20 protein-coding genes and 1 pseudogene are annotated in these 19,992 nt (G+C 62.5%); 7 read left to right on the plus strand and 14 right to left on the minus strand.

Annotated features, from left to right (window positions below; genetic code table 11):
• Positions 1 to 20: 20 nt before the first annotated feature.
• Positions 21 to 1,148 carry an HNH endonuclease gene (locus ACIOTN_RS16525; protein WP_146112317.1) on the plus strand — a complete coding sequence of 376 codons (1,128 nt, stop codon included), beginning with the start codon at positions 21 to 23 and terminating at the stop codon, positions 1,146 to 1,148.
• 66 nt (positions 1,149 to 1,214) lie between these two features.
• Here the strand turns inward: ACIOTN_RS16525 and rdgB are convergent, their stop codons facing one another.
• The 3 genes from rdgB to ACIOTN_RS16540 all read right to left on the minus strand — a co-directional run bounded on the left by rdgB (position 1,215) and on the right by ACIOTN_RS16540 (position 3,324).
• On the minus strand, positions 1,215 to 1,847 hold the full coding sequence (rdgB, locus tag ACIOTN_RS16530) for an RdgB/HAM1 family non-canonical purine NTP pyrophosphatase (protein ID WP_105658434.1): 633 nt from the start codon (positions 1,845 to 1,847) through the stop codon (positions 1,215 to 1,217).
• Positions 1,844 to 2,578: a ribonuclease PH gene (gene rph, locus ACIOTN_RS16535; protein ID WP_105658433.1), complete on the minus strand. Its 735-nt coding sequence runs from the start codon at positions 2,576 to 2,578 to the stop codon at positions 1,844 to 1,846. The genes rdgB and rph overlap by 4 nt, the downstream gene beginning before the upstream one ends.
• An 89-nt stretch (positions 2,579 to 2,667) precedes the next feature.
• Positions 2,668 to 3,324, minus strand: coding sequence for a metalloregulator ArsR/SmtB family transcription factor (locus ACIOTN_RS16540; RefSeq protein WP_105658432.1), 657 nt, complete (start codon positions 3,322 to 3,324; stop codon positions 2,668 to 2,670).
• Between the two features lie 88 nt (positions 3,325 to 3,412).
• Between ACIOTN_RS16540 and ACIOTN_RS16545 the strand changes: the two genes are divergently transcribed.
• Positions 3,413 to 3,877, plus strand: a complete 465-nt coding sequence (locus ACIOTN_RS16545) for a hypothetical protein (protein ID WP_286134318.1) — start codon at positions 3,413 to 3,415, stop codon at positions 3,875 to 3,877.
• A 228-nt stretch (positions 3,878 to 4,105) separates the two neighbouring features.
• Here ACIOTN_RS16545 and ACIOTN_RS16550 read toward each other — a convergent pair.
• The 4 genes and pseudogenes from ACIOTN_RS16550 to clpS form a co-directional block, all read right to left on the minus strand.
• Positions 4,106 to 4,900 (minus strand): annotated as a pseudogene (locus ACIOTN_RS16550) (MBL fold metallo-hydrolase); the annotation flags it as partial.
• Positions 4,897 to 5,820, minus strand: coding sequence for a glutamate racemase (gene murI / locus ACIOTN_RS16555; protein WP_105658430.1), 924 nt, complete (start codon positions 5,818 to 5,820; stop codon positions 4,897 to 4,899). The pseudogene ACIOTN_RS16550 and the gene murI, both read right to left, overlap by 4 nt.
• A gap of 3 nt (positions 5,821 to 5,823) precedes the next feature.
• Complete coding sequence (locus tag ACIOTN_RS16560; protein WP_105658429.1) at positions 5,824 to 6,402, minus strand: DUF2017 domain-containing protein; 579 nt, start codon at positions 6,400 to 6,402, stop codon at positions 5,824 to 5,826.
• Positions 6,403 to 6,404: 2 nt separating this feature from the next.
• Positions 6,405 to 6,689, minus strand: coding sequence for an ATP-dependent Clp protease adapter ClpS (gene clpS / locus ACIOTN_RS16565; protein WP_105658428.1), 285 nt, complete (start codon positions 6,687 to 6,689; stop codon positions 6,405 to 6,407).
• Positions 6,690 to 6,831: 142 nt separating this feature from the next.
• Here clpS and ACIOTN_RS16570 point away from each other — a divergent pair, with 142 nt between their 5' ends.
• Together ACIOTN_RS16570 and ACIOTN_RS16575 are read left to right on the plus strand one after the other, a co-directional pair.
• Positions 6,832 to 8,130 (plus strand): nicotinate phosphoribosyltransferase, encoded by a 1,299-nt coding sequence (locus tag ACIOTN_RS16570; RefSeq protein ID WP_105658427.1) that lies wholly within the window; start codon positions 6,832 to 6,834, stop codon positions 8,128 to 8,130.
• A 104-nt stretch (positions 8,131 to 8,234) separates the two neighbouring features.
• On the plus strand, positions 8,235 to 8,828 hold the full coding sequence (locus ACIOTN_RS16575; RefSeq protein WP_105658426.1) for an isochorismatase family protein: 594 nt from the start codon (positions 8,235 to 8,237) through the stop codon (positions 8,826 to 8,828).
• A gap of 78 nt (positions 8,829 to 8,906) precedes the next feature.
• On the opposite strand, the gene ACIOTN_RS16580 is transcribed toward ACIOTN_RS16575, so the two are convergent.
• From ACIOTN_RS16580 to ACIOTN_RS16605, 6 genes are all read right to left on the minus strand, one after another.
• Positions 8,907 to 10,673 carry a DEAD/DEAH box helicase gene (locus tag ACIOTN_RS16580; protein ID WP_105658425.1) on the minus strand — a complete coding sequence of 589 codons (1,767 nt, stop codon included), beginning with the start codon at positions 10,671 to 10,673 and terminating at the stop codon, positions 8,907 to 8,909.
• A gap of 55 nt (positions 10,674 to 10,728) precedes the next feature.
• The gene (locus tag ACIOTN_RS16585) at positions 10,729 to 10,980 is read right to left on the minus strand and encodes a DUF3039 domain-containing protein (RefSeq protein WP_105658424.1); all 252 of its coding nucleotides are present in this window, start codon (positions 10,978 to 10,980) and stop codon (positions 10,729 to 10,731) included.
• A gap of 301 nt (positions 10,981 to 11,281) precedes the next feature.
• Positions 11,282 to 12,847, minus strand: a complete 1,566-nt coding sequence (locus ACIOTN_RS16590; RefSeq protein WP_402735744.1) for a transporter — start codon at positions 12,845 to 12,847, stop codon at positions 11,282 to 11,284.
• Entirely contained in the window at positions 12,829 to 13,587 is a 759-nt protein-coding gene (locus ACIOTN_RS16595) for an ABC transporter ATP-binding protein (RefSeq protein WP_105658422.1), read from the minus strand. Before ACIOTN_RS16595 ends, ACIOTN_RS16590 begins: the two co-directional genes overlap by 19 nt.
• A 139-nt stretch (positions 13,588 to 13,726) precedes the next feature.
• Entirely contained in the window at positions 13,727 to 14,638 is a 912-nt protein-coding gene (locus ACIOTN_RS16600) for a co-chaperone YbbN (RefSeq protein ID WP_402735745.1), read from the minus strand.
• 5 nt (positions 14,639 to 14,643) lie between these two features.
• A complete protein-coding gene (locus tag ACIOTN_RS16605; protein ID WP_146112978.1) occupies positions 14,644 to 16,338 on the minus strand; it encodes a hypothetical protein in 1,695 nt (564 codons plus the stop codon).
• 161 nt (positions 16,339 to 16,499) lie between these two features.
• Between ACIOTN_RS16605 and ACIOTN_RS16610 the strand changes: the two genes are divergently transcribed.
• Positions 16,500 to 17,867 carry an AI-2E family transporter gene (locus ACIOTN_RS16610; RefSeq protein ID WP_105662591.1) on the plus strand — a complete coding sequence of 456 codons (1,368 nt, stop codon included), beginning with the start codon at positions 16,500 to 16,502 and terminating at the stop codon, positions 17,865 to 17,867.
• Between the two features lie 24 nt (positions 17,868 to 17,891).
• Here the strand turns inward: ACIOTN_RS16610 and ACIOTN_RS16615 are convergent, their stop codons facing one another.
• Positions 17,892 to 18,263 carry a hypothetical protein gene (locus ACIOTN_RS16615; protein WP_105658418.1) on the minus strand — a complete coding sequence of 124 codons (372 nt, stop codon included), beginning with the start codon at positions 18,261 to 18,263 and terminating at the stop codon, positions 17,892 to 17,894.
• Positions 18,264 to 18,322: 59 nt separating this feature from the next.
• Between ACIOTN_RS16615 and nucS the strand changes: the two genes are divergently transcribed.
• Both nucS and ACIOTN_RS16625 read left to right on the plus strand, forming a co-directional pair.
• A complete protein-coding gene (gene nucS / locus ACIOTN_RS16620) occupies positions 18,323 to 19,018 on the plus strand; it encodes an endonuclease NucS (RefSeq protein ID WP_105662590.1) in 696 nt (231 codons plus the stop codon).
• A 137-nt stretch (positions 19,019 to 19,155) separates the two neighbouring features.
• Positions 19,156 to 19,902 carry a DUF4126 domain-containing protein gene (locus ACIOTN_RS16625; protein WP_402735746.1) on the plus strand — a complete coding sequence of 249 codons (747 nt, stop codon included), beginning with the start codon at positions 19,156 to 19,158 and terminating at the stop codon, positions 19,900 to 19,902.
• The last annotated feature ends 90 nt before the right edge of the window (positions 19,903 to 19,992 follow it).

The following is a 19,992-nucleotide window of genomic DNA, read 5'->3' on the forward strand; positions in this document are numbered from 1 at the left end:
AGGCCTTTATGGGAGGGACCATGCAAGAACTTTTCAATCGCCTTGAGGCTCCGGATCCGCTTCTCGGAGCATTGGATCGCCAGATCCTGCTCGGGCTGTACACGGTGCTTTTCCCCGAATCCACCGGTGAAGAAATGGCCCGCGCTACCCGGCGCGAGCTGATCGCCAGAATCCAGGACTCGCGCGCTGGCACCATGCAGCGTCCCGGCCGCAATATCCTGGACTACCCCTTGCGCCGCCCGAACCAAGCGGCATTGAATCGCGCACTGCTCACCGGCACGAAGGGCCAGCCGGTATATTGGTGCCGCCAGGCAAATGCACTGGCTTCCGCGGCGGCCCTGGGGCAGGAGAACGAGTCATTCCGCTGGAATTTGGAGGACCCCCTGCGGGCAGACGATCTCGTCCTGACGGCATTGGAGGGCACTCCAGCGTTGATTGCCAGCCTTGAAATCACCGAAGCCGATGAGGCGGAGCGGCTCACCTTCACCAATTTGGCGACCTTCACCGACCCGATCTCCGTGGCTGAGCTCGAGTCCATGATCGGCGCAGAACTTCCAGGACGCTCGCAGTATTTGGCAGATTCCCTTGCCCAGAAGCTTCTGGGCAGCATCGGGGATCTTCTCGAACGCCCCCGCCCGATATTCGTCACCGCCGGACCTTGCACTCCCTCGCAGCCTGCGAAGGCCAATGAGGTGCTCGGCGTTGTGGCCATCCTCCAGAAGGCTTCACCGTATGAACCGCTTGCTTGCGAAATCTGCGATCGGGATATTTCTGCCAGGCCCGAGGTCCATCTGCCGCAGAGCCATCACAACGGCCTGCGTTGGGAGATCCAGGACCATGCCGATGAGGTGGTGCTGCTTTGCCGTGGCTGCCACGACATGGCCCACCAGCCAACCCTGGAACAGCTTCGGAAGTTCGCGAAGCCTGCCTGCCCGGAATGCGGGGAACGCAATCCGCTGAAGATCATCTGGGGAATGCCAAGCTTCATGCCCGATGACGACGAGTACGTCACCGCTGGCTGCATGATGCCTGTGGGGCCTCCCGCACAGTGGCAGTGCCGCGCATGCGAAACCCAATACCTGGTGACCGAGTTCGACGAGCGGCCCTATCTGGCCCTGGCACGGTTCGGCGAGAACTTCCCGCACTAGCGCAAGAACGCCAGCAAATCCGTTTCAGGATTTGCTGGCGTTCTTGTTCTATCCGGGATTTGGAGGCTACTTGGCCAAGGCCTTGGTGACCTCGTCGATGATGCTGGGCAGCAACGCGGCGAAGGCGCGAGCCCGATGCGAGATCGCGTTCTTCTCCTCCGGAGTGTGCTGGGCCATGGACTTGCCGGCGCCGGCCGGTTCGAAGATCGGATCATAGCCGAAACCATGCTCGCCGGCACGCTCGGTGCGCAGCACGCCTTCGACCTTGCCCAGTTCCACGTGCTCGGCACCCTCTGGGGTAGCCAGTGCCGCGGCGCAGACGAACTGCGCTGCGCGGTGCTCGGCTGCAATATCGCCGAGCTGGCCGAGCAGCAGATCGATATTCGCTTCGTCATTGCCGTGCACCCCGGACCATCGCGCCGAGAAGATTCCCGGCGCTCCCCCGAGCACATCCACGCTCAAGCCGGAATCATCGGCCAGCGCCACCAGGCCGGTGGATGCCGAGATCTCGCGGGCCTTTTTCAGCGCATTGCCCTGGAAGGTGACCTGGTCTTCAACCGGATCGGCAGCCCCAGCGGTGGCGGCGTCGATGACCTGGCTGTCAACATCCAAGCCCGGCACCTGCCCGCGCAGCAATTCGCGCAATTCGCGCAGCTTGCCCTGGTTGCGCGAGGCAAGCACCAGTACCGGCTTGCTCATTTGGTGCTGCTCAGGGTTTCACGCTGGATCTCGGCCAGCTCGTTGGTTCCGCCAAGGGCCAGGTCCAGCAGGGCATCCAGCTCCTCGCGCTTGAATGGAACCGCTTCGGCGGTGCCCTGGACCTCGACGAAGTCGCCGGATCCGGTGACCACGACGTTCATGTCGGTCTCGGCGCGAACATCTTCCTCGTAGGGCAGGTCCAACATCGGGGTGCCATCGATGATGCCCACCGAGATCGCGGCGACCGAGTCGGTGAGCACCTTGGCGTTGGCCTTCACGATGCCCTGCGAACGGGCCCAGGAAATTGCTTCTGCCAGTGCCACGTAGGCACCGGTGATGGCGGCAGTGCGGGTGCCGCCGTCGGCCTGCAGGACGTCGCAGTCCAGCACGATGGTGTTTTCGCCCAGGGCCTTGGTGTCCACGACGGCACGCAGCGAGCGGCCGATCAGGCGGGAAATCTCATGGGTGCGGCCCGAGAGCTTACCCCTGACCGATTCGCGGGAGTTGCGGGTGTTGGTAGCACGTGGGAGCATCGCGTATTCAGCGGTGACCCAGCCGGTGCCTTCGCCCTTGAGCCAGCGTGGCACGCCCTCGGTGAAGGACGCGGTGCACAGCACGCGGGTGTTGCCGAATTCGATCAGCGCCGAGCCTTCGGCCTGAGCGGACCAGCCACGGGTGATGGTAATGTCTCGAAGTTGCGCGGCTCCTCGGCCGTCAGCGCGTAAAGTCATGCTTCCATCCTAACCACGCGCACCGCGCGATCTGTACGGGTGAACCCGCGAGTTACGGTGAAATGCACCTCGTGGCGCATCCTTGGCAGCTACTGAGGATGCACCACAACGCAGCATCGCCCGGGACGCGGGCTCAGCTCGGCCCGGCTGCAATCCAACTGGCACCCCTCCAAGACGCCTGAAACCAGTTCATAGTTCATGGAGCAGACCAGTTCGGTCTGCTGCTGCGCGACCAGATGGAAGGGGCAGTTCCCCATGGAGATCTCTCCTCGCTCGTCTGCTTCAGGCGCATAGCCCAGCTCGTCCAGCAGCGGCACGAGCCCGTCACCGGCCTGCCCCAGATTCTGCCCCTCGCCTCGTGCCGCCTGACGCAGCGCCTGGAGCACAGCCCCCGAGGCATCGGCACTGGCCGCGTTGGCCAGCAAGCTGCCCAAGAGGCGGTAATTGCGCGCTGGCAAGCTCACGGAGACTTCCTCTTGGGCGAGCGCGTAAAGTTTCGCGGTGCGCCCGGCCCCCGGACCGTTTTTGCCCTCCGGCCGCGCGAAAGTCACCGCCAGCATTCCTGCGCTTGCCAGCCGGTCCAGATGGTAGGCGGCCAGGGTCCGGCTGATTCCTGCGGCCTTGGATGCCGCGTCGCGTCCTGCCGGTTGCGGGCTTTGCGAAATGAATTCGAACAGTCGCCGCCGAACCGGATCGTTGAGCGATTTGAGGACCGCATCTTGTTGCAAGCTCAGTTTTGTCGACATGCCAGAATTCTATCAACAATGGATATTGACAAATAGGCCCGAGAGGCGAATTCTGGGTATACGTTCAAACCTTTGGAGGGTGATCGCCATGAGCGCCTCATGGAGCGAGAAGCATCCGGTCTCGCACATACGGGCAACAACAGCTGCACGAGTCAACACCGACCCGTCGTTGAGCGCATTCTGGATCCTGCGCATTGGATTTGTCGTCCTGCCCCTGCTGATGGGACTGGACAAGTTCGCGAACGTCATGACCTACTGGCCGGAATACCTGGCCCCGTGGATCATTGACGTCATGCCGTTCTCCGCGCAAACCGCCATGCATTTCGTTGGCGTGGTGGAACTGGTTGCCGCCGCATCGATGATCATCAAGCCGCGCTACGCGAGCTATGTGCTGTCACTGTGGCTGCTGGGCATCATCGTCAATCTGGTCTCGATGGGCGTCTTCCTCGATGTCGCCCTGCGCGACGTGGGACTGCTGGTCGCCGCATTGGCCCTGACCCGACTGGCCAGCAAATACGACAAGCCCTGGGGTGCCAAGCACGGCGCCGGCTAGGCTGCTTCCGGGAACGCGAAAAGCACCGGCGCAGAGGATATTTCTTCCTGTCCGCCAGTGCTTTTCTCCGGTTCCGCGTGCCTACTTCTTGCGTTTGAGCAAGGGGAACTTGCGGGTCTTCTCGTACTTGATGGTCGGCATGGTGCCTGTACGGGTCTTCAGGTAGTCGGTACCGCGCTCCCCCTTGAACAGGGCCGGGTCCTTGTCTTCCTTCAGGCTGCCGGAGTACACGCCGTAAGTCACCCCGGAAACGGCAACAGCGATCCCGCCGTCGTAGGTTTCCTTGGCTTCTTCGACTACCTTGTTGATGTCGGTCCATACCGGAATGTGCGTCAGCAGCATGCGCTCGGCACCGGCCGCGGTCGCCATTTCGCCAGCACGCTTGCCCGTCAGGTGCACGCCGTCGATATGGTCATCGCGGCCCTCTTCGAAGGCCGCTTCGCACAGGAACATGTCAGCGCCGCGGGCTGCCTCAACCAGGCCATCGCAGCTGTCGGTGTCCCCGGAATAGGTCAGCACGCTGGTCAGCAGCTCGCCATCGGGGCCCGGCTCATGCGCTTCCACGCGCAGCGCATAGGCTTCCTTGATCGGGTGGCGCACCGGGTAGGGAGTGATGGTGAAGGGACCGATGTTCACCGGCTGCAAGGATTTCCAGACCTGGAAGTCGTAGTCCTTGGCCATGGTGTCGCCATCGGGCAGGGAGTAGGCCGTTTCAATGCGTTCGGCAGTATCTTCCGGACCGTGCACCAGCATCCGGTCCCGGCCCCAGCCCGTCGGGTCCCAGCGAATCGCCACATGCAAACCGCAAAGGTCCATGCAGTGATCGGGATGCAGATGGGAAATCATGATCCCGTCAATGTCTTTTAAATCGGTGTAACGCTGAAGCACGCCCAACGCGCCGGAGCCCAGATCCAGCAGGATCTTCCAGTCGCGCGTGCCATCAAAGGCCGACACCAGGTAGCAGGAAGCGGGCGATCCCGGCCCTGGGAATGACCCGGTGCATCCAATGATGGTCAGCTTCATTCGTTACTCGCTTTCGACGCGGCAATCATCTGCGGGGTAATCCGCGAAATAGCTCCGGTCGGATAGTGGGCGGCTACATGGTCCACGTGGCGCACCTGCAGCACCTCGGGTCCGAGGAATCGGCGAGCCAGTACACCAAAGCTATCAGCGTTGCCTGTGGCTAGGAACTCATGACGCGCCGCGGCGCCGTCGTTGCGCACCAGGGCATGGCGGGTCAACGCCCGGAAAACGTCCTTTGCCGTTTCCTCCGCACTCGAAACCAAGCTGACCGAATCCCCCATGACATAGGAGATCACGCCGGTCAGCAACGGATAGTGCGTGCATCCCAGAACCAGGGTGTCTACATCGGCGGCCTGCAGCGGCGCCAGGTATTCCTGCGCGATCTCCAGCAGCTCGGCACCGGCGGTAATGCCGGACTCCACGAACTCCACGAAGCGCGGGCAGGCCACGGTGGAGACCTGCAAGTTCGGCGCGGCCGCAAAGGCGTCCTCGTAGGCGCGTGAACCAACAGTCGCCTGGGTGCCGATGATGCCGATCTTGCCATTCTTCGTGCCGGCTACTGCACGGCGCACCGCCGGCTGGATGACCTCGACGACCGGGATGCCATAGCGCGCGGTATAGCGCTCGCGAGCATCGCGCAGCACTGCGGCAGAGGCCGAATTGCAGGCAATCACCAGCAGCTTCACGCCACCATCGACCAGCTCATCCATCACCCCCAGCGCATTGGCCCGAACCTGGGCAATGGGCAGCGGGCCATAGGGAGAGTTGGCGGTATCCCCCACGTAGATCAGCGATTCGCCCGGCAGCTGGTCAATGATCGCGCGGGCCACGGTCAGCCCGCCAACGCCCGAGTCGAAAATGCCGATGGGGGTATCGGCCTCCGGGGCCGAGACCTGCCCGGTAGCAAAGTAGGAATTCATGGATTAGAACTCCGCATCCATCAGTGCAGCCATCAGGGTATCGAGGACCCATGAAATCAGGTTGTACACCAAGGACATGTATTCGTCCGGGGTGTTCACCTCGGATGCATCGAGCACCTCTGCGACCCGGGCCGAATCCTCTTCACTGCGGATTTCCAGGCGCTCTGCGAGCACCAGGCGCACGTCGTTCAGCGCTTGGGCAAAACGCGTCGCGGTGTCCTTGTCCAAGACCAGCTTTTCGGTGTCCAGCAGCATCTGGGCCTCGCGCAGGCGGCCAACCTTTTGCGCGATCAGGTCGGCTTCGGTCAGCCGGCGATGCTCCGCGGCGGCCACTGCGTCATCGCTGGCATCCGGCAGCAGCCTGGCCAGCGCTGGATCGGAAACCGGCGGCAGGTCCATGGACTCGGGCCGCATGCCGGTCAGGGCGTAAAGCGGATCAACATCTTCGGGCAGCTGGTGCAGCTGCGCACGCTCCTCGAGCATTCCAGTGACATCGCCGAAGAGTTCGCGGATCAGTTTTCGTTCTGCGGAGTGCAGTGTTCCGGTAATGCCCTTGGAACCGTTCTTGAAGGCCTTCGCCACGTTCAGGCTCCCTGGGTCATCGTTGCGTTCAGGCCGAATCCGTGCATTGCCTGCACATCGGATTCGATAGCTTCGCGGCTGCCGCTGCGCACCGTGCAGAAGCCGTCATGGTGCACCTGCAGCATGAGCTTCTCGGCTTTTTCCGCGCTGAAACCAAAGTAGGAACGGAACACGTAGGATACGTAGCTCATCAAGTTCACTGGATCATTCCACACGACCAAGCGCCAGGGCTTGTCTTGGGATACCAGGGTTTCAAATTCGGAAAGTACATCGGGCATTGCGGTCATGGCTTCCATTTTACGCTTGGAAGCTGAACGCAACACCGGACACGGCAAATATCACCTTGAGCGTGAGCCGTTATACAGTAAAACCGGTCTGCTTTCCCAAGCAGCACCCTATAAGGCCTTTTCCGATCATCAGGAGCGTCACATGCGCACCAGTCTCTTCACCGACCACTATGAGCTGACCATGCTCCAAGCAGCGCTGGGATCCGGTGCAGCTCACCGCCCGTCTGTCTTCGAGGCATTCGCTCGCCGCTTGCCCGAGGGCCGGCGCTATGGCGTGGTCGCAGGTACTGGTCGCGTGCTCGAAGGGTTGGCAAACTTCCGCTTCGATGACGAACAGCTGCGTTTCCTCAGCGACAACAAGGTAGTCAACGCGGAAACCATCAAGTACCTGGAGAACTTCCGCTTCACCGGCAGCATCTCCGGCTACGCCGAGGGCGAGTTGTACTTCCCGAATTCGCCGCTGCTGACCGTGGAGTCGACTTTCGCTGAAGCCTGCGTTATCGAGACTTTCCTGCTCTCGGTCATGAACCATGATTCGGCCATCGCTTCGGCGGCATCGCGAATGATCGCCTCGGCCGGCGAACGCCCATGTATCGAGATGGGCTCGCGCCGCACCCATGAGGAATCAGCAGTGGCTGCCGCGCGGGCCGCCATGATTGCCGGATTCACTTCAACGTCCAATTTGGAAGCCGGTGCCCGCTATGGCTTGAAGACCGTTGGCACTTCGGCCCACTCGTTCACCCTGCTTCACGACACCGAGCGCGCCGCCTTCGAAGCGCAGGTTGCCTCGCTGGGCAAGGACACCATCTTGCTGGTGGATACCTACGACGTGGAGAAGGGCGTACGCACCGCGGTTGAAGTTGCGGGTCCGGAACTGGGCGGAGTCCGGCTGGACTCGGGCGACCTGGTGCAGCAGGCAGGCTGGGTTCGCGAGCTGCTTGATGACCTGGGCAACTGGAACACCAAGATCACCGTGACCTCGGACCTCGACGAGTACGCGATCGCCGCCCTGGCCAGCGCCCCGGTTGACGCCTATGGCGTCGGCACGGCATTGGTCACCGGCTCCGGCCATCCGACCGCGTCGATGGTTTACAAGCTGGTTGCCCGCCAAGATGATTCGGGTCAATGGATTCCGGTCGCCAAGGCCGCGGCGAACAAGGCCAGCGTGGGCGGGCGCAAGTACGCGGTGCGCCAGCTCAATGAACGCAACCGCGCTGTCGCTGAAATCGTCTCCATTTCCGAGTACACCACCGGCGGCCCCGAGCGGGATCTGGTGGTCCCGTTGGTGCGCCATGGCGAGATCGATCAGGCGTACGTGGGTGCAGCTGGCGTCAAGCTCGCCACCGAGCGCCACTTCGCATCGGTCCAGGAACTGCCAGGCGTGGCACGCAAGATGCAGCGTGGCGAACCGGTCATCCCGACCGTCATGATCCAGGACTAGTCGAACACACGAAAATCCCAGCTGCGGGACGTAGGATCCAGATTCAAGGATCCTGCGGTCCGCAGTTTTCCAATCTCTACACTTCCCCTAGCCAGGAGGCAGCGATGAGCAGAGCCCTGTTGATCATTGATGTCCAACCCGACTTCTGCGAAGGCGGAGCCCTGGCCGTGACCGGCGGCAACGCCGTCGCAACGGCCATTGCCGCGGATATTGCCGAACGCCGCGATGCCTACTCGGCAATCGTCACCACCCAGGATTGGCATATCGAGCCGGGGAATCATTTCTCGGAAACCCCCGACTTCATTGATTCCTGGCCGGTGCACTGTGTCGCCGGAACATCTGGCGCCGCCCTGCATCCGCAGCTCGCCGAGGTGCCCCTGGATGCGCACTTCGCCAAGGGGCGCTTCACCGCAGCCTATTCGGGTTTCGAAGCCAGAGTGCTGGATCCATCGGCTGACCAGGCTGATGAAAGCGGAGAACTGCTAGGTCCATGGCTCAAGGCCAGAGGCATTGACTCTGTAGATGTCGTAGGCCTCGCCGCGGATCATTGCGTAAAGGCGACCGCCTTCGATGCAGCTGAAGCAGGATTCACCACGACCATCATTTCTCCGCTGACCGCAGCAGTCTCGCCGGAGAATCTGCCGGCGATACGCGAGGAACTGAGGGCAGCCGGGGTAACGGTGATTTCGCTGGGTTGATGATCCCCCGGAAAGCAGAAACGGCTTTGCTCCTGACCGAATTTTCCGGTCAGGGGCAAAGCCGTTCTCTCGTGGAGCCTATTTTCGCCCGACGAACCAGTCCTGCAGCTTGTCAATGCGCGCCTGCAGCTGGTCAGCAGTAGCCTGCGGCACTGCAGGCCCGCCGCAGACGCTGCGCAGCTTGTTGTGGATCTGCCCGTGCGGGGTGCCGGTGCGGGCAGCCCATGCCGAGACATTCTTCGACAGCTTGGTGCGCAGCTCCATCATGCGGCGGTGGTCCGAGACCGGCTCGGGCTTGGTGCCGCCCTTGGAAATCTGCTTGTTCTGCTGCTTGCGCAGCAGCTCGGAAACCTGTTCGGTATCCAGCAGGCCCGGGATCCCCAGGAAGCCGAGTTCTTCTTCACTGCCGATGTCGGCGCCGGTACCGAATTCGCCGCCGTCGAAGAGCACGCGGTCAAAGGAGGCCTGCGAGTTCAGCGCCTCGAACTTGTTGCGCGTCAGCTCGTCGCTGGCCTTGTCTTCCTTGTTCGCCGCTTCCAGCAGCGAATCGTCCAGCCCGTCTTCGTCCTTGGAACCTTCACGGTCCAAGGCGTGGTCACGTTCGACTTCCATCTCGTTGGCCAAGGCCATCAGGATCGGCACCGAGGGCAGGAAGACCGAAGCCACCTCGCCGCGCTTGCGGCTACGCACGAAGCGGCCGACCGCCTGGGCGAAGAACAACGGAGTGGAGGTGGACGTCGCATAAACGCCCACGCAGAGACGCGGAACGTCCACGCCTTCGGACACCATGCGCACCGCAACCATCCAGCGCGCGTCGGATTCGGAGAAATCGTCGATCTTCTGCGATGCCTTGGGGTCATCGGAAAGAATGGTGGTGACCTTCTCGCCACAGATCGCTTCGAGCTGGGCCGCGTAGCCGCGCGCGTCCTCGTGGTCCGTGGCGATGATCAGGCCGCCGGCGTCCTTCACGGTGCGGCGGACCTCCGAGAGCCGCCGGTCAGCGGCCTGCAGCACCGACGGGATCCAGTCGCCGTGCGGATCCAGCGCGGTACGCCAGGCGTGGGCGGTGACATCCTTCGTGAAGCCTTCGCCGAGGTTTGCTTCCATCTCCTCGCCGCCGGAGGTACGCCAGCGCATATTGCCCGAATAGGCCATGAACAGCACCGGACGGACCACGTGGTCGGCCAGGGCGCTGCCGTAGCCGTAGGTGTAGTCCGCCTTGGAACGGCGAATGCCATCGCCCTCGTCCACATACTGCACGAAAGGAATCGGGGCCGCATCGGAACGGAACGGGGTACCGGTCAGGGCAAGCCGCCGGGTGGCCGGTTCGAATGCTTCACGAATGCCATCGCCCCAGGACAGCGCATCGCCTGCGTGGTGGACCTCATCCATGATCACCAGGGTGCGGGCATCTTCGGTTTTCGCGCGGTGCACCGCGGGCTTCAGCGAGACCTGGGCATAGGTCACCACCACGCCCATGTAGTGCGAGCCGTGCCGGCCGTCGGAGTTCTTGTAGTTCGGGTCCAGTGAGATGCCCACACGCGCCGCCGCATCCGCCCACTGCTTTTTCAGGTGGTCGGTGGGCGCGACAACGATCATGCGGTTGATCTTGCCCGAGTCGATCAGCACTTTGGCCAGGCGCAGCGCGAAGGTGGTCTTACCTGCGCCAGGGGTCGCCACTGCCATGAAGTCCTTGGGCTCCGTATCGAAGTACAGAGCCAAGGCCTCGGCCTGCCAGGCACGCAGCTTCGGCCCAGTTCCCCAAGCCGCACGTTCCGGATACGCTACCGGCAGCTTGTCTTCTAGTGGAAGCTTGTCGCCAAAATCAAAGAGTGTCTCGGTCATTTACCTTTTCCCGGCCGCGTGCATTGTGTGAAGTAGTGCTAGTTCATTCGCAGCACTACCCCATCATGGAGTCGTAGACTTCCTTGCACTCGGGGCATACCGGGAACTTCTGCGGATCTCGGCCTGGCGTCCAGACCTTGCCGCACAGAGCGATCACTGGGTCGCCGGTCATTGCCGACTCCATGATCTTTTCCTTCTGCACGTAGTGAGCAAAACGCTCATGATCTCCGGCCTCGACACTCTGGGTTGTCTCGGTACGTTCAATCGTGGCAGTGCCACCGCGGGTTTCTTCAGACTGTTCCACCATGCCTCCAAGTCTAATACGGATTGCCGCTGCTGTCCGCGTGGCAAGCACGGGAGCTTGTCCACATTGACTTTGCCGCGCTGCACTAGGCCGACCCATCGATTTCTTCCTCGCTGCAAGTCAACAACCATTTTTCAATGTTCTTGCGATGCGTTGCGGTGCCGTTGGAAGTCGATATTGCGCCAATTGGGCGCCACCCGATCAATATCCTGTGAACCTCCTTGCACCCAAGGCAGGCAAACGGCCGCCTAGCGGAAAACAGCGTCCCGCTAGACGGCCGAAGGCAGCAATTCGGCTGCTGCGCCTACTTATTGAGAATGACCGACTGCATCAGCTCAGGAGTGCGCTTTTCGTACCATTTGCCACCGAGGGCAATGCCGCCGAGCATCAGCCCGATACCCACGGCCAGGCCCGCGCCCAAGGTGATGAAGCCGAAGGACTGCGACTGCTTCACCCAGCCGATGATGTACGGAATGAGTACCGGGATCAGCAGGAGGCCCATGGCAAGCATGATTCCCAGCTGGGTCAGCGCAATGCGCATGCCATTACCCGGAGGGGTCTTCATCGGGTTATCACCCGGCAGCGGCACCGAATAGGTGTAGCGGGCCGAGGACACCGACGCGACGCCCAACGCGATGAGCAGCCCCGCCAGTGACAGGCCCAGGTCTCCCGGGATGCGCCACAGCGCACCGGAGATGAGGCCCGGCAAAATGGCTGCCGCCAGGACCGGAACGATGGCAATCAGGAAACAGGACAGCACTCGCCCTGCCCGATCAGCACGTCCGGAAATGCCGGTCAGCGCGTGCAGCGCAAAGGCGGTGTTGTCATAGGAAATGTCGGCCGAGATGGAGAAGCCCATCAAGATGCCGATCAACGGGCCCAGCAGGAACATCATCACGTAGCTGCCGGTCTGGTTGCCGGTGAACCAGAAGAGCAACGGCAGCATCGGCACAATGAGCACGCCAATGGCATAGCGCGGATCCTTGAACCAGTAGGTCAGTGCGCGGGCAGCCACTGCGCCCGTTGGCGTGGCCGGCATCAACTTGAAGAAGCCCAGCCCCTTGGCCGTGGCAGCGCGCTGCTCTGGCGGCGGGGTCACCGTGGCTTTGGCGGTAGCTCGAGCCAGCAGCAGGTAGAGTCCGCCAAGATAGAGCAAGCCCAGCGCCAGATGGATCGCCATCTGGCCGTAGTGCGCCGAGGCAAAAGCCCCGGGAATCGCGGCAAAGGCACCCAACGGGGTGTAGCCCAAGACCGAGGCAATCGGCTGGATCCAGTCGCTCATGCTCTGCGCGGCAGCCAATGCCGAGGTCACGATCGGCCCCAGGGCGATGAGCACCACGAACAGCAGGACGAAGGTCAATTCACGGAATCGGCGCTTGGCCCGCAGTGCGGTCGCCATGATCACCAGATACTGGCAAAGCAGAATCGCCATCACCGCGGTCGCCACCGCTGCCAGCAGGGCCAGCATGAGCGCGCCCGCATCGAAGCGCCACATCAGCGAGGCGCCGAGCAGGCCCGCAATGGTCAGCACCGCGGGAATCGAGATGAAGCCAGCCAGCACCAGCGCTGGCCCCAAGGTCTTTTCCGGAATCCCGAAGTGGACAAAGCGTGAAGGTTCCAGGGTGAGGTCAACACCGGTCAGCAGCGGCGGGATGATGGCCCAGCCCAGCACCACGGCCGAGCCGATCAGGGTGAAGATTTCGCTCTGGAAAGGAATATCGCCGGCGGTAAACCACATGGCCAAGGTCAGCATGGTGATCATGGCCAGTGCGTACAGGCCACCGATAATGACGCCGATGAGCTGGCCGACGGAGCGCTTGAAGCCGTTGGCGAGCAAGCGCAGTTTCAGGCTTAGGACGTGCGCAACCATGACAGCCCCTCATTATTGGCGCGGCCGCCCACCAGATCGACGAAGCGATCTTCCAGGCTCATGCCGCCGCGGACTTCATCCACGGTGCCCTGCGCCTTGAGCATGCCATCGGAAATGACCGCGACATGCGTGCACATGCGCTGGACGAGGTCCATCACATGCGAGGAAACGATGACGGTGCCGCCGAATTCAACGTAGTTATTCAGGATGTCGCGGATATTCGCCGCAGATACCGGGTCCACCGCCTCGAACGGCTCGTCCAGAACCAGCAGCTTTGGCGAGTGGATCATCGCGGTAGCCAAGGAAATCTTCTTGGTCATGCCGGCCGAGTAGTCCACCACCAGCTTGTCGCCGTCATCGAGCAAATCCATCACGCGCAGCAGGTCTTCGGTACGCTGGGCAACTTCTGCGCGTTCCATGCCGCGCAGCAATCCCGAGTAGGTCACCAGCTGGCGGCCGGTCAGCCGGTCAAACTGGCGCACGCCATCAGCCAGGACTCCCAAGGTGGCCTTGGCCGCTTGCGGATCAGCCCAGATATCCACGCCGTTGACCAGCGCTTGGCCTGAATCCGGGCGCAGCAATCCAGTGGCCATGGAAAGCATGGTGGTCTTGCCGGCACCATTGGGTCCGACAAGACCGTAGAAGGAACCCGCAGGAACTTGCAGGCTGACGTTGTTCACGGCAATCTTGGCGCCGAATTGCTTGGCAAGACCCCGAATGTCCAGTGCGATCTGATTCATAGCTTAAGGCTAGCAATGCCCCTAGTCAGAACGCATCATCCTTTGGAGTTAAACCCAGGTATAAGACAACCGCCGCGACCCAGGGAAAAACCCTGTGTCGCGGCGGTTGAACTGCTTGGTCCAGTCCCTGGACGTCAGCCTAGAAGAGTACGCGTGCCAGCTTCTGCCGCGAGGCAGCTACGCGTGGATCGCTGTTGCCGATCACCGCATAGAGCTCAATCAGGCGACGGCGGACCCGCTCGCGGTCTTCATCAGCCAGGCGGGAGATCAGCGAAACCAGTCGGGCGAAGGCATCTTCGACATGCCCGCCCACCACGTCCAGATCTGCTACATCCAGCTGCGCCGCGATGTCTTCAGGGTTCTGCGCGGCTTGCTCGCGGGACTTGTTCAGATCCAGGTTGTGCGTACGCGAGAGCAGTCGAACCTGGTACACGCCGATCTGCGCGTCCTTGTCGTTCGGCTTCTCGTTCAACGCTTCCAGGTAGGCGGCCTCGGCGGCGACGTAGTCCCCGGCATCGATGGCGTCCACGGCCTTCTGGTGCAGCGGCGGCAGCTCTGGTTCAGGTTCGCCGGCCTGCCCGGAGAATGCCGGGGCGGTACCGCTCATGCCCTGCTGGACTGCGAGCTGTTCAAGCTGTGCGAAAACCTGGACAATTTGCTGTTCCTCGGCAGGACCCTGGAACAGCGGCACCGGCTGGCCCTTGATCAGCGCCACCACCATCGGGATCTGCTGGGCCTGGAAGGCCTGGGCGATCTGCGGGTAGGTTTCCGCATCCACCAGGCCGAGGATGAATTTGCCGCCCTTGGCATCCACCAGCTTGCGCAGCGTCGCATCCAGGTCTGCCGAGACCTGCACGCGAGGCGAGCCGAGGGAAACGATGGCAGGTACCTGCTGGGACATGCCGACGAACTGCTGGAACGCAGCCTCATCCAGATTGGTGGTCCAGCTTGCCGGACCAGCCGGCATGCTGCCGGTAGCTTCCGGGCCTTGGCTGGCCAGGGCGGAGAGATCTACCGCACCGCGGGTTGAGGGAATGTTCTGATCAGTCATGGGGGTTAGTCAACTTCCTTCACATCGAGCAGGATCTGGCTTGCAGAGATCAGCTGGATCTTGTCCTTGGAACCGTCGGCTGGCAGGTAGAACATCACCGGTTCGGCGTAGGTGCTTTCCACGTCGCCGTTCGAGGAGCTGGATCCCAGCAGCTGTTCGGTCAGCTTGTCGGTGCTCTTGAGCGGGTCAGCGTCTTCGGTGCGCACGAAGAGCGCCTTGTTGTTCAGCTTGCCGGTAACAATCGCTCCGCCATCCGGGGTGGAAACCACCTTGGTGTCGCCCTTGGTGACCGTGCGGTTGTACTTGACGTCCGCCTCGTTGGCTTCCTTGGACTCATCCTTCTGGGCTGCGTGCACCGCCTTGATGAAGTCCGATTCGGCAAACTTGTCCTTGTCCTTGGCATTGCCATCGGTCAGCACTTTGCCCAGTGCTTCCAGGGCCTTCTCCGGGGTCATCTGCAGGCCCTCGGCGTTGGCAGCAAGCTGCTTGGTCGACGGGTCGCCAACGGCGATGCCCGGGAAGGTGGAGTTCGGCAACATCTGGCCGGCGAAGACCACCTTGAAGTTATCGCGGGCGTTGGCCTGCACCAGGGTCAGCGCCTGCGGCAGGGTGTCGGCATCATTGTTCTTCGCGGTCACCACGGAGATTACGCGGGGGAACTTGGCTTCATTCGCATTCGGCACAGCGGCCGAGCGGATGACCTGGGTATTGAGCGCCAGCGGCTTGTCTACCTCGAACTTCTCCTTGAGCATGTCGTAGCGCTTATCGCGCAGGTACTTGAACGCACCGGCGGTGCGTGGTTCCAGGGCCTTGGCGTCGATCTTCTCATCGGCCTTGGCTACCTGCTTCTGGGCATCAGCCAGAACGCGCTTGAGCTGCTCTTCGGTGATGACCGGGAAGCTGGATACTTCTTCAACCGAGGAAGAGGCGGACTCGGAGCCCTTGGCATCATCGGACGCCTTGGCGTCCTGCGACTTCTGCTCGGATTCCGAAGGCTTGGCGCTGGACTCGTCGCTTGGCGCCATGGGCAGAGAAACACCGGAGATCGCCAGGGCCACCACGGCCACGGCGGCGACCGAGTGCTGGGTGTTCGCCCCGCTCTTCGGCTTGCCCGGGCGCATGACCAGCAGGGCCAGTCCGAAGACCAGCAGCAGCGAGCCGGCAATGATCAGCGGCAGGGCAAATGGCATGGCGTCGTCGTTCGCGTAGGTTACCGAGATATCCACCGGAGCGGCATCCTTTCCGCCTGCGGCCAGCAGCAAGGACCAGTCGCCGGAATCCGGAGCGGTCCAGCGGTAGGTCATGGTCTGATCCGCGGTCTGCGAGTCGAAGAAGATGTCATCACCGGCGGGATTAGGCGCATCGGCCTTGCCCTTGGCGTGCTCGGCGATCATCTTGTGGTTTTCGGTGTCGATGCCGGTGACCGATACATGCGATGCATCGCCGATCCACGCCTCGACGTCATAGTCGCGGCCCAAGGAAGCAGTGAATTCACCCTTCGACTTGATCACCAGTTCCACCGGGTCCAGCTTGGGGTCGTTGACCGAGGATTCAATCAAGGTCAGCGGTGCCTCATCAGCTAGTTGCGGCATGCTCGCGGTCACCGTTTCGGGCGGGGCCCAAAAGGTCTTCTGTCCGATGCCGACTACCAGGGCCGCGGCCCCCAGCAGCATCGCGATCACGGAGATTACTTTTCGCACAAGTTCACCTATTCGCCTACGTCTCACAGCTGTTCTTTGACAAGTCTAACGAGTTGCGGCCGATCATGGTTCCGATCCGCGCCTGTGAACTGGCTCAACAACGCAACAGCACGGTGTCTTGAACCACTTAACAGTGGCCGATGCGCGATATGCTCTGACCCATGGAGCCTGATCAGCCGCACCCGCATCGCGATAAGCACGTACCCGAGCAGCGTTCCGACGCGTCGGATCGCTCTTCCGGGCCGGCAACCTCCGGCCCGGAATCCACAGCGCATTCCCAGCCTCATGAGGGCAATTCCCAACCGGAATCACCTGCGGCCGCCAGCGCGCAGGCCCGTTATCCGGGCGCTGCGCCGACGGGCGCTAATCCGTCCCGCGAGGGCTGGTCCAAGAAGATCGCCGAACGCGTGGGCAAGATGCTCAACACCCCGCAGCGCAGTGCGGCCCTGGGCGAGGAACCGGAGCATCCGCTGGATGGCTCGCCGGAACCGATTCCGGCGCTGCACCCTATTTCCATGGGCTTCTTGGGCACCATTGGCGTGGGCATCGCCCTGGGCGGCTACTACCTGCTGACCAACGTCGGTTCGCTGATGACCTGGATTGCCATTGCGCTGTTCATCGCCTTGGGCCTTGATCCGATTGTGCGCTTCATGATGCGCAAGGGAATGACCCGTCCGCTGGCCGTGGCCGCGACCATGGTCAGCTTGCTGGCGATCTTCGGCGGCTTCATGGCCTTGATCATCCCTACCCTGGTCAACCAGATCACCGCCTTCATCACGCGGGCGCCTGAAATCGTGGATGATTTCCTCAATAGCGATTGGGTCCGGGAAATCGACCGGCAATACGCGATTTCCCAGCGCATCACTACCGAGGTCGACCGTTTCTTTGGCGATTCGGGCGCGGTGACCAATGTGTTCGGCGGCGTCCTGGGCGTATCGCAGACCGTCGCCCAGTCCATGTTCGGCGTGCTGATCGTGCTGGTGCTGGCCATCTACTTCCTGGCTTCGCTGCCAGGGATGATGGGCTTCTCGCTGCGCCTGGCCCCGCGCTCCAAACGCGACCGCGTGGCCGAATTGACCGTGCGCATTACCCGCTCCGTGGGCAATTACGTGATGGGCCAAGCCACTGTGGCCATACTGAACTGCCTGGTGGCGCTGGTGCTGATGAGCATCCTGGGCGTTCCGTTCACCGCGCTGCTCACCTTGCTGGTGGCGATGCTGGCCTTCATCCCATTGGTCGGCGGGGTGATCGCCGGCGTGCTGGTTACCTTGGTGACATTGTCACTGGGCTGGCAGACCGCCCTGATCTACGCGGTGTGCTACTTCGGCTACCTGCAGGTCGAGGCGTATTTCGTTTCGCCGCGCATCATGCGCCGTGCGGTGGCAGTGCCCGGCGCGGTCGCGGTGATCTCGGTGATTGCCGGCGGCACCCTGGCCGGGGTCACCGGTGCGCTCATGGCCATCCCGGTGGCAGCCAGCGCCATGATCCTGCTGCGCGAAGTCTTCATCGCCCGGCAGGACCGCCGCTAGCACCTGCCCCTCCAGGCAGCTGGCCTAGTAGCGGTAGGAACGGGTTTCCCAGCAGTGCGGATGCCAGTGGCGGCGCGCGTTGGCCGCGGCGTCATCGCCCGACCAGTGGTCCGCGCGCCAGGCGACAACATGGGCAACTCCAACTCCGATGGAACGGTGGCACCCCGGGCAGGAATAGGGCTTGTTGGCGTTCATCGGCGCAATCTTGCGCACATGCCATTGGCCGTCGGGGGCATCCTGGCGCAGCACCACGCCGAAGCGGGCACGCTGCATCCACTCTTCCTGGCCCGAACCGTAGCCCTGCTCTTCATCCCCGGAACCGTAGCCGGAGCCGGAGTTCCGGCCTTGGGCGGGTCGGGAATTCTTGGAGCGGCGCGGGCGGTTGGAACGTGGCATGTCTTTAATCATGCCGTATCTCCCGGCACAAGTCGCAACCAGCTAGTAAAGTGTGTGGGGTGCGTTTAGTGGTAGCGAAGTGTTCAGTTGATTACGAGGGCCGTCTTCGAGCCCACCTTCCGTTGGCGACCCGCTTGATCATGGTCAAGGCCGACGGCTCGGTACTCATCCACTCGGACGGCGGCAGCTACAAGCCGCTGAATTGGATGAATCCGCCGTTGATCCTGCGTGAGGCAGATCCCGATGAGGACGCCGCTGCATTGGGTGCCACCGCTACCTGGACCGTGTCCAGTGCGAAGACCGATGACAAGCTGACCATCCACTTCCATAGCTTCGAGCACGACTCGGCCCACATCCTGGGCACCGATCCGGGGCTGATCAAGGATGGCGTCGAAGCCGACCTGCAGCGCCTGCTGGCCGAGCAGATCGAGTTGCTCGGCGCTGGCCACCAGTTGGTCCGCCGTGAATACATGACCGCCATCGGTCCGGTGGATATCCTGGCCCGTGATGCCAAGGGCGCCACGGTTGCCGTAGAGCTCAAGCGCCGTGGCGATATCGACGGAGTGGAACAGCTGACCCGCTACCTGGAGCTTCTGAACCGCGACCCGCTGCTCAAGCCGGTTACCGGCATTTTCGCCGCCCAGCAGATCAAGCCGCAGGCCCGCACCTTGGCCGAAGACCGCGGCATCCGCTGCCTCACCTTGGATTACGACGCAATGCGCGGAGTCGACGACTCGGCAGGACGCCTCTTCTAGGGTTGCGGGTCCTCCCCGGGCTGCCTGGCAGCCTTAGTTTGGCCCTGCAGAAAACTGCATCCCGACTGCTAGTCTGATCTCCTCTACCAAAAGCGCTCGGTGCCGCACGGCCCGGGCCGCCAGGCTCGGGAGGTCCATTGGATCCGCTGACAGCTTCGCTCATGGCCATTGGCAGCGGTTCCGCTGCGGGCCTGCGGCCGTATTTCACGGTATTGGCCCTGGGCATCGCGGGACTCGTGATCCCCGATACCGCACCTGACATGATCGCTTCTGCGGCACGGCAGATTCCTGAAAGCATCACCAATCCGTGGGTCCTGGCGATCTGTGCCGTACTTGCCATCGGCGAGGCCGGCCTGGATAAGATCCCTTTCCTCAATCTGTCCATGGAAACCATCTCGGTGTGGCTGCGGCCTGTTTTCGGTGCTCTGGTTGGCATCGGCCTTGGCGCCAATTCGGGAGTCGAGGTTGCCGTCCTCACCGGACTGCTCGGTGCGGGCTCCGCGCTGTCGGTGAGCCTGGGCAAATCGTCGATGACCGCGGCGACCAATGCCGTGCCCGAACCCATCACCCAATGGGTGCGCAGCCTAGCAGAAGATCTTGGCGCGCTGGTTCTCGTCTTCGCAGCTGTGCTGGTTCCCGTACTGGCTGCCGTGCTCGGACTCGTTGCCATTGCCATCGGCTTCTTCCTCTACCGCATGTTCCGCAGGGTCTACCGGTCAATGAAGAAACGGGTCGGCAGCATCAGGCAGAACCGGGCCGCCGCGCACTCCGCGCGCGAAGCGCAGCTGGCCTCCGGCACGAAGACCAGCACGCTGCAGGCCCTGCAGGCCCTGGCCACCGGCAACGCGCCGGCTTCCGAAGATCCTGCGGGCAAGGACAGCTAGCGCCTCGCCTTGGCCAGGAGCCCGGCGCACTGGGGCCGTTGCGTTCCCGATTCGCTAAATGCCAAGTCCGCTGAGAAAATAATCCGTCGA

It is taken from the genome of Glutamicibacter sp. NPDC087661, from assembly GCF_044743275.1.
GTDB lineage: Bacteria > Actinomycetota > Actinomycetes > Actinomycetales > Micrococcaceae > Glutamicibacter.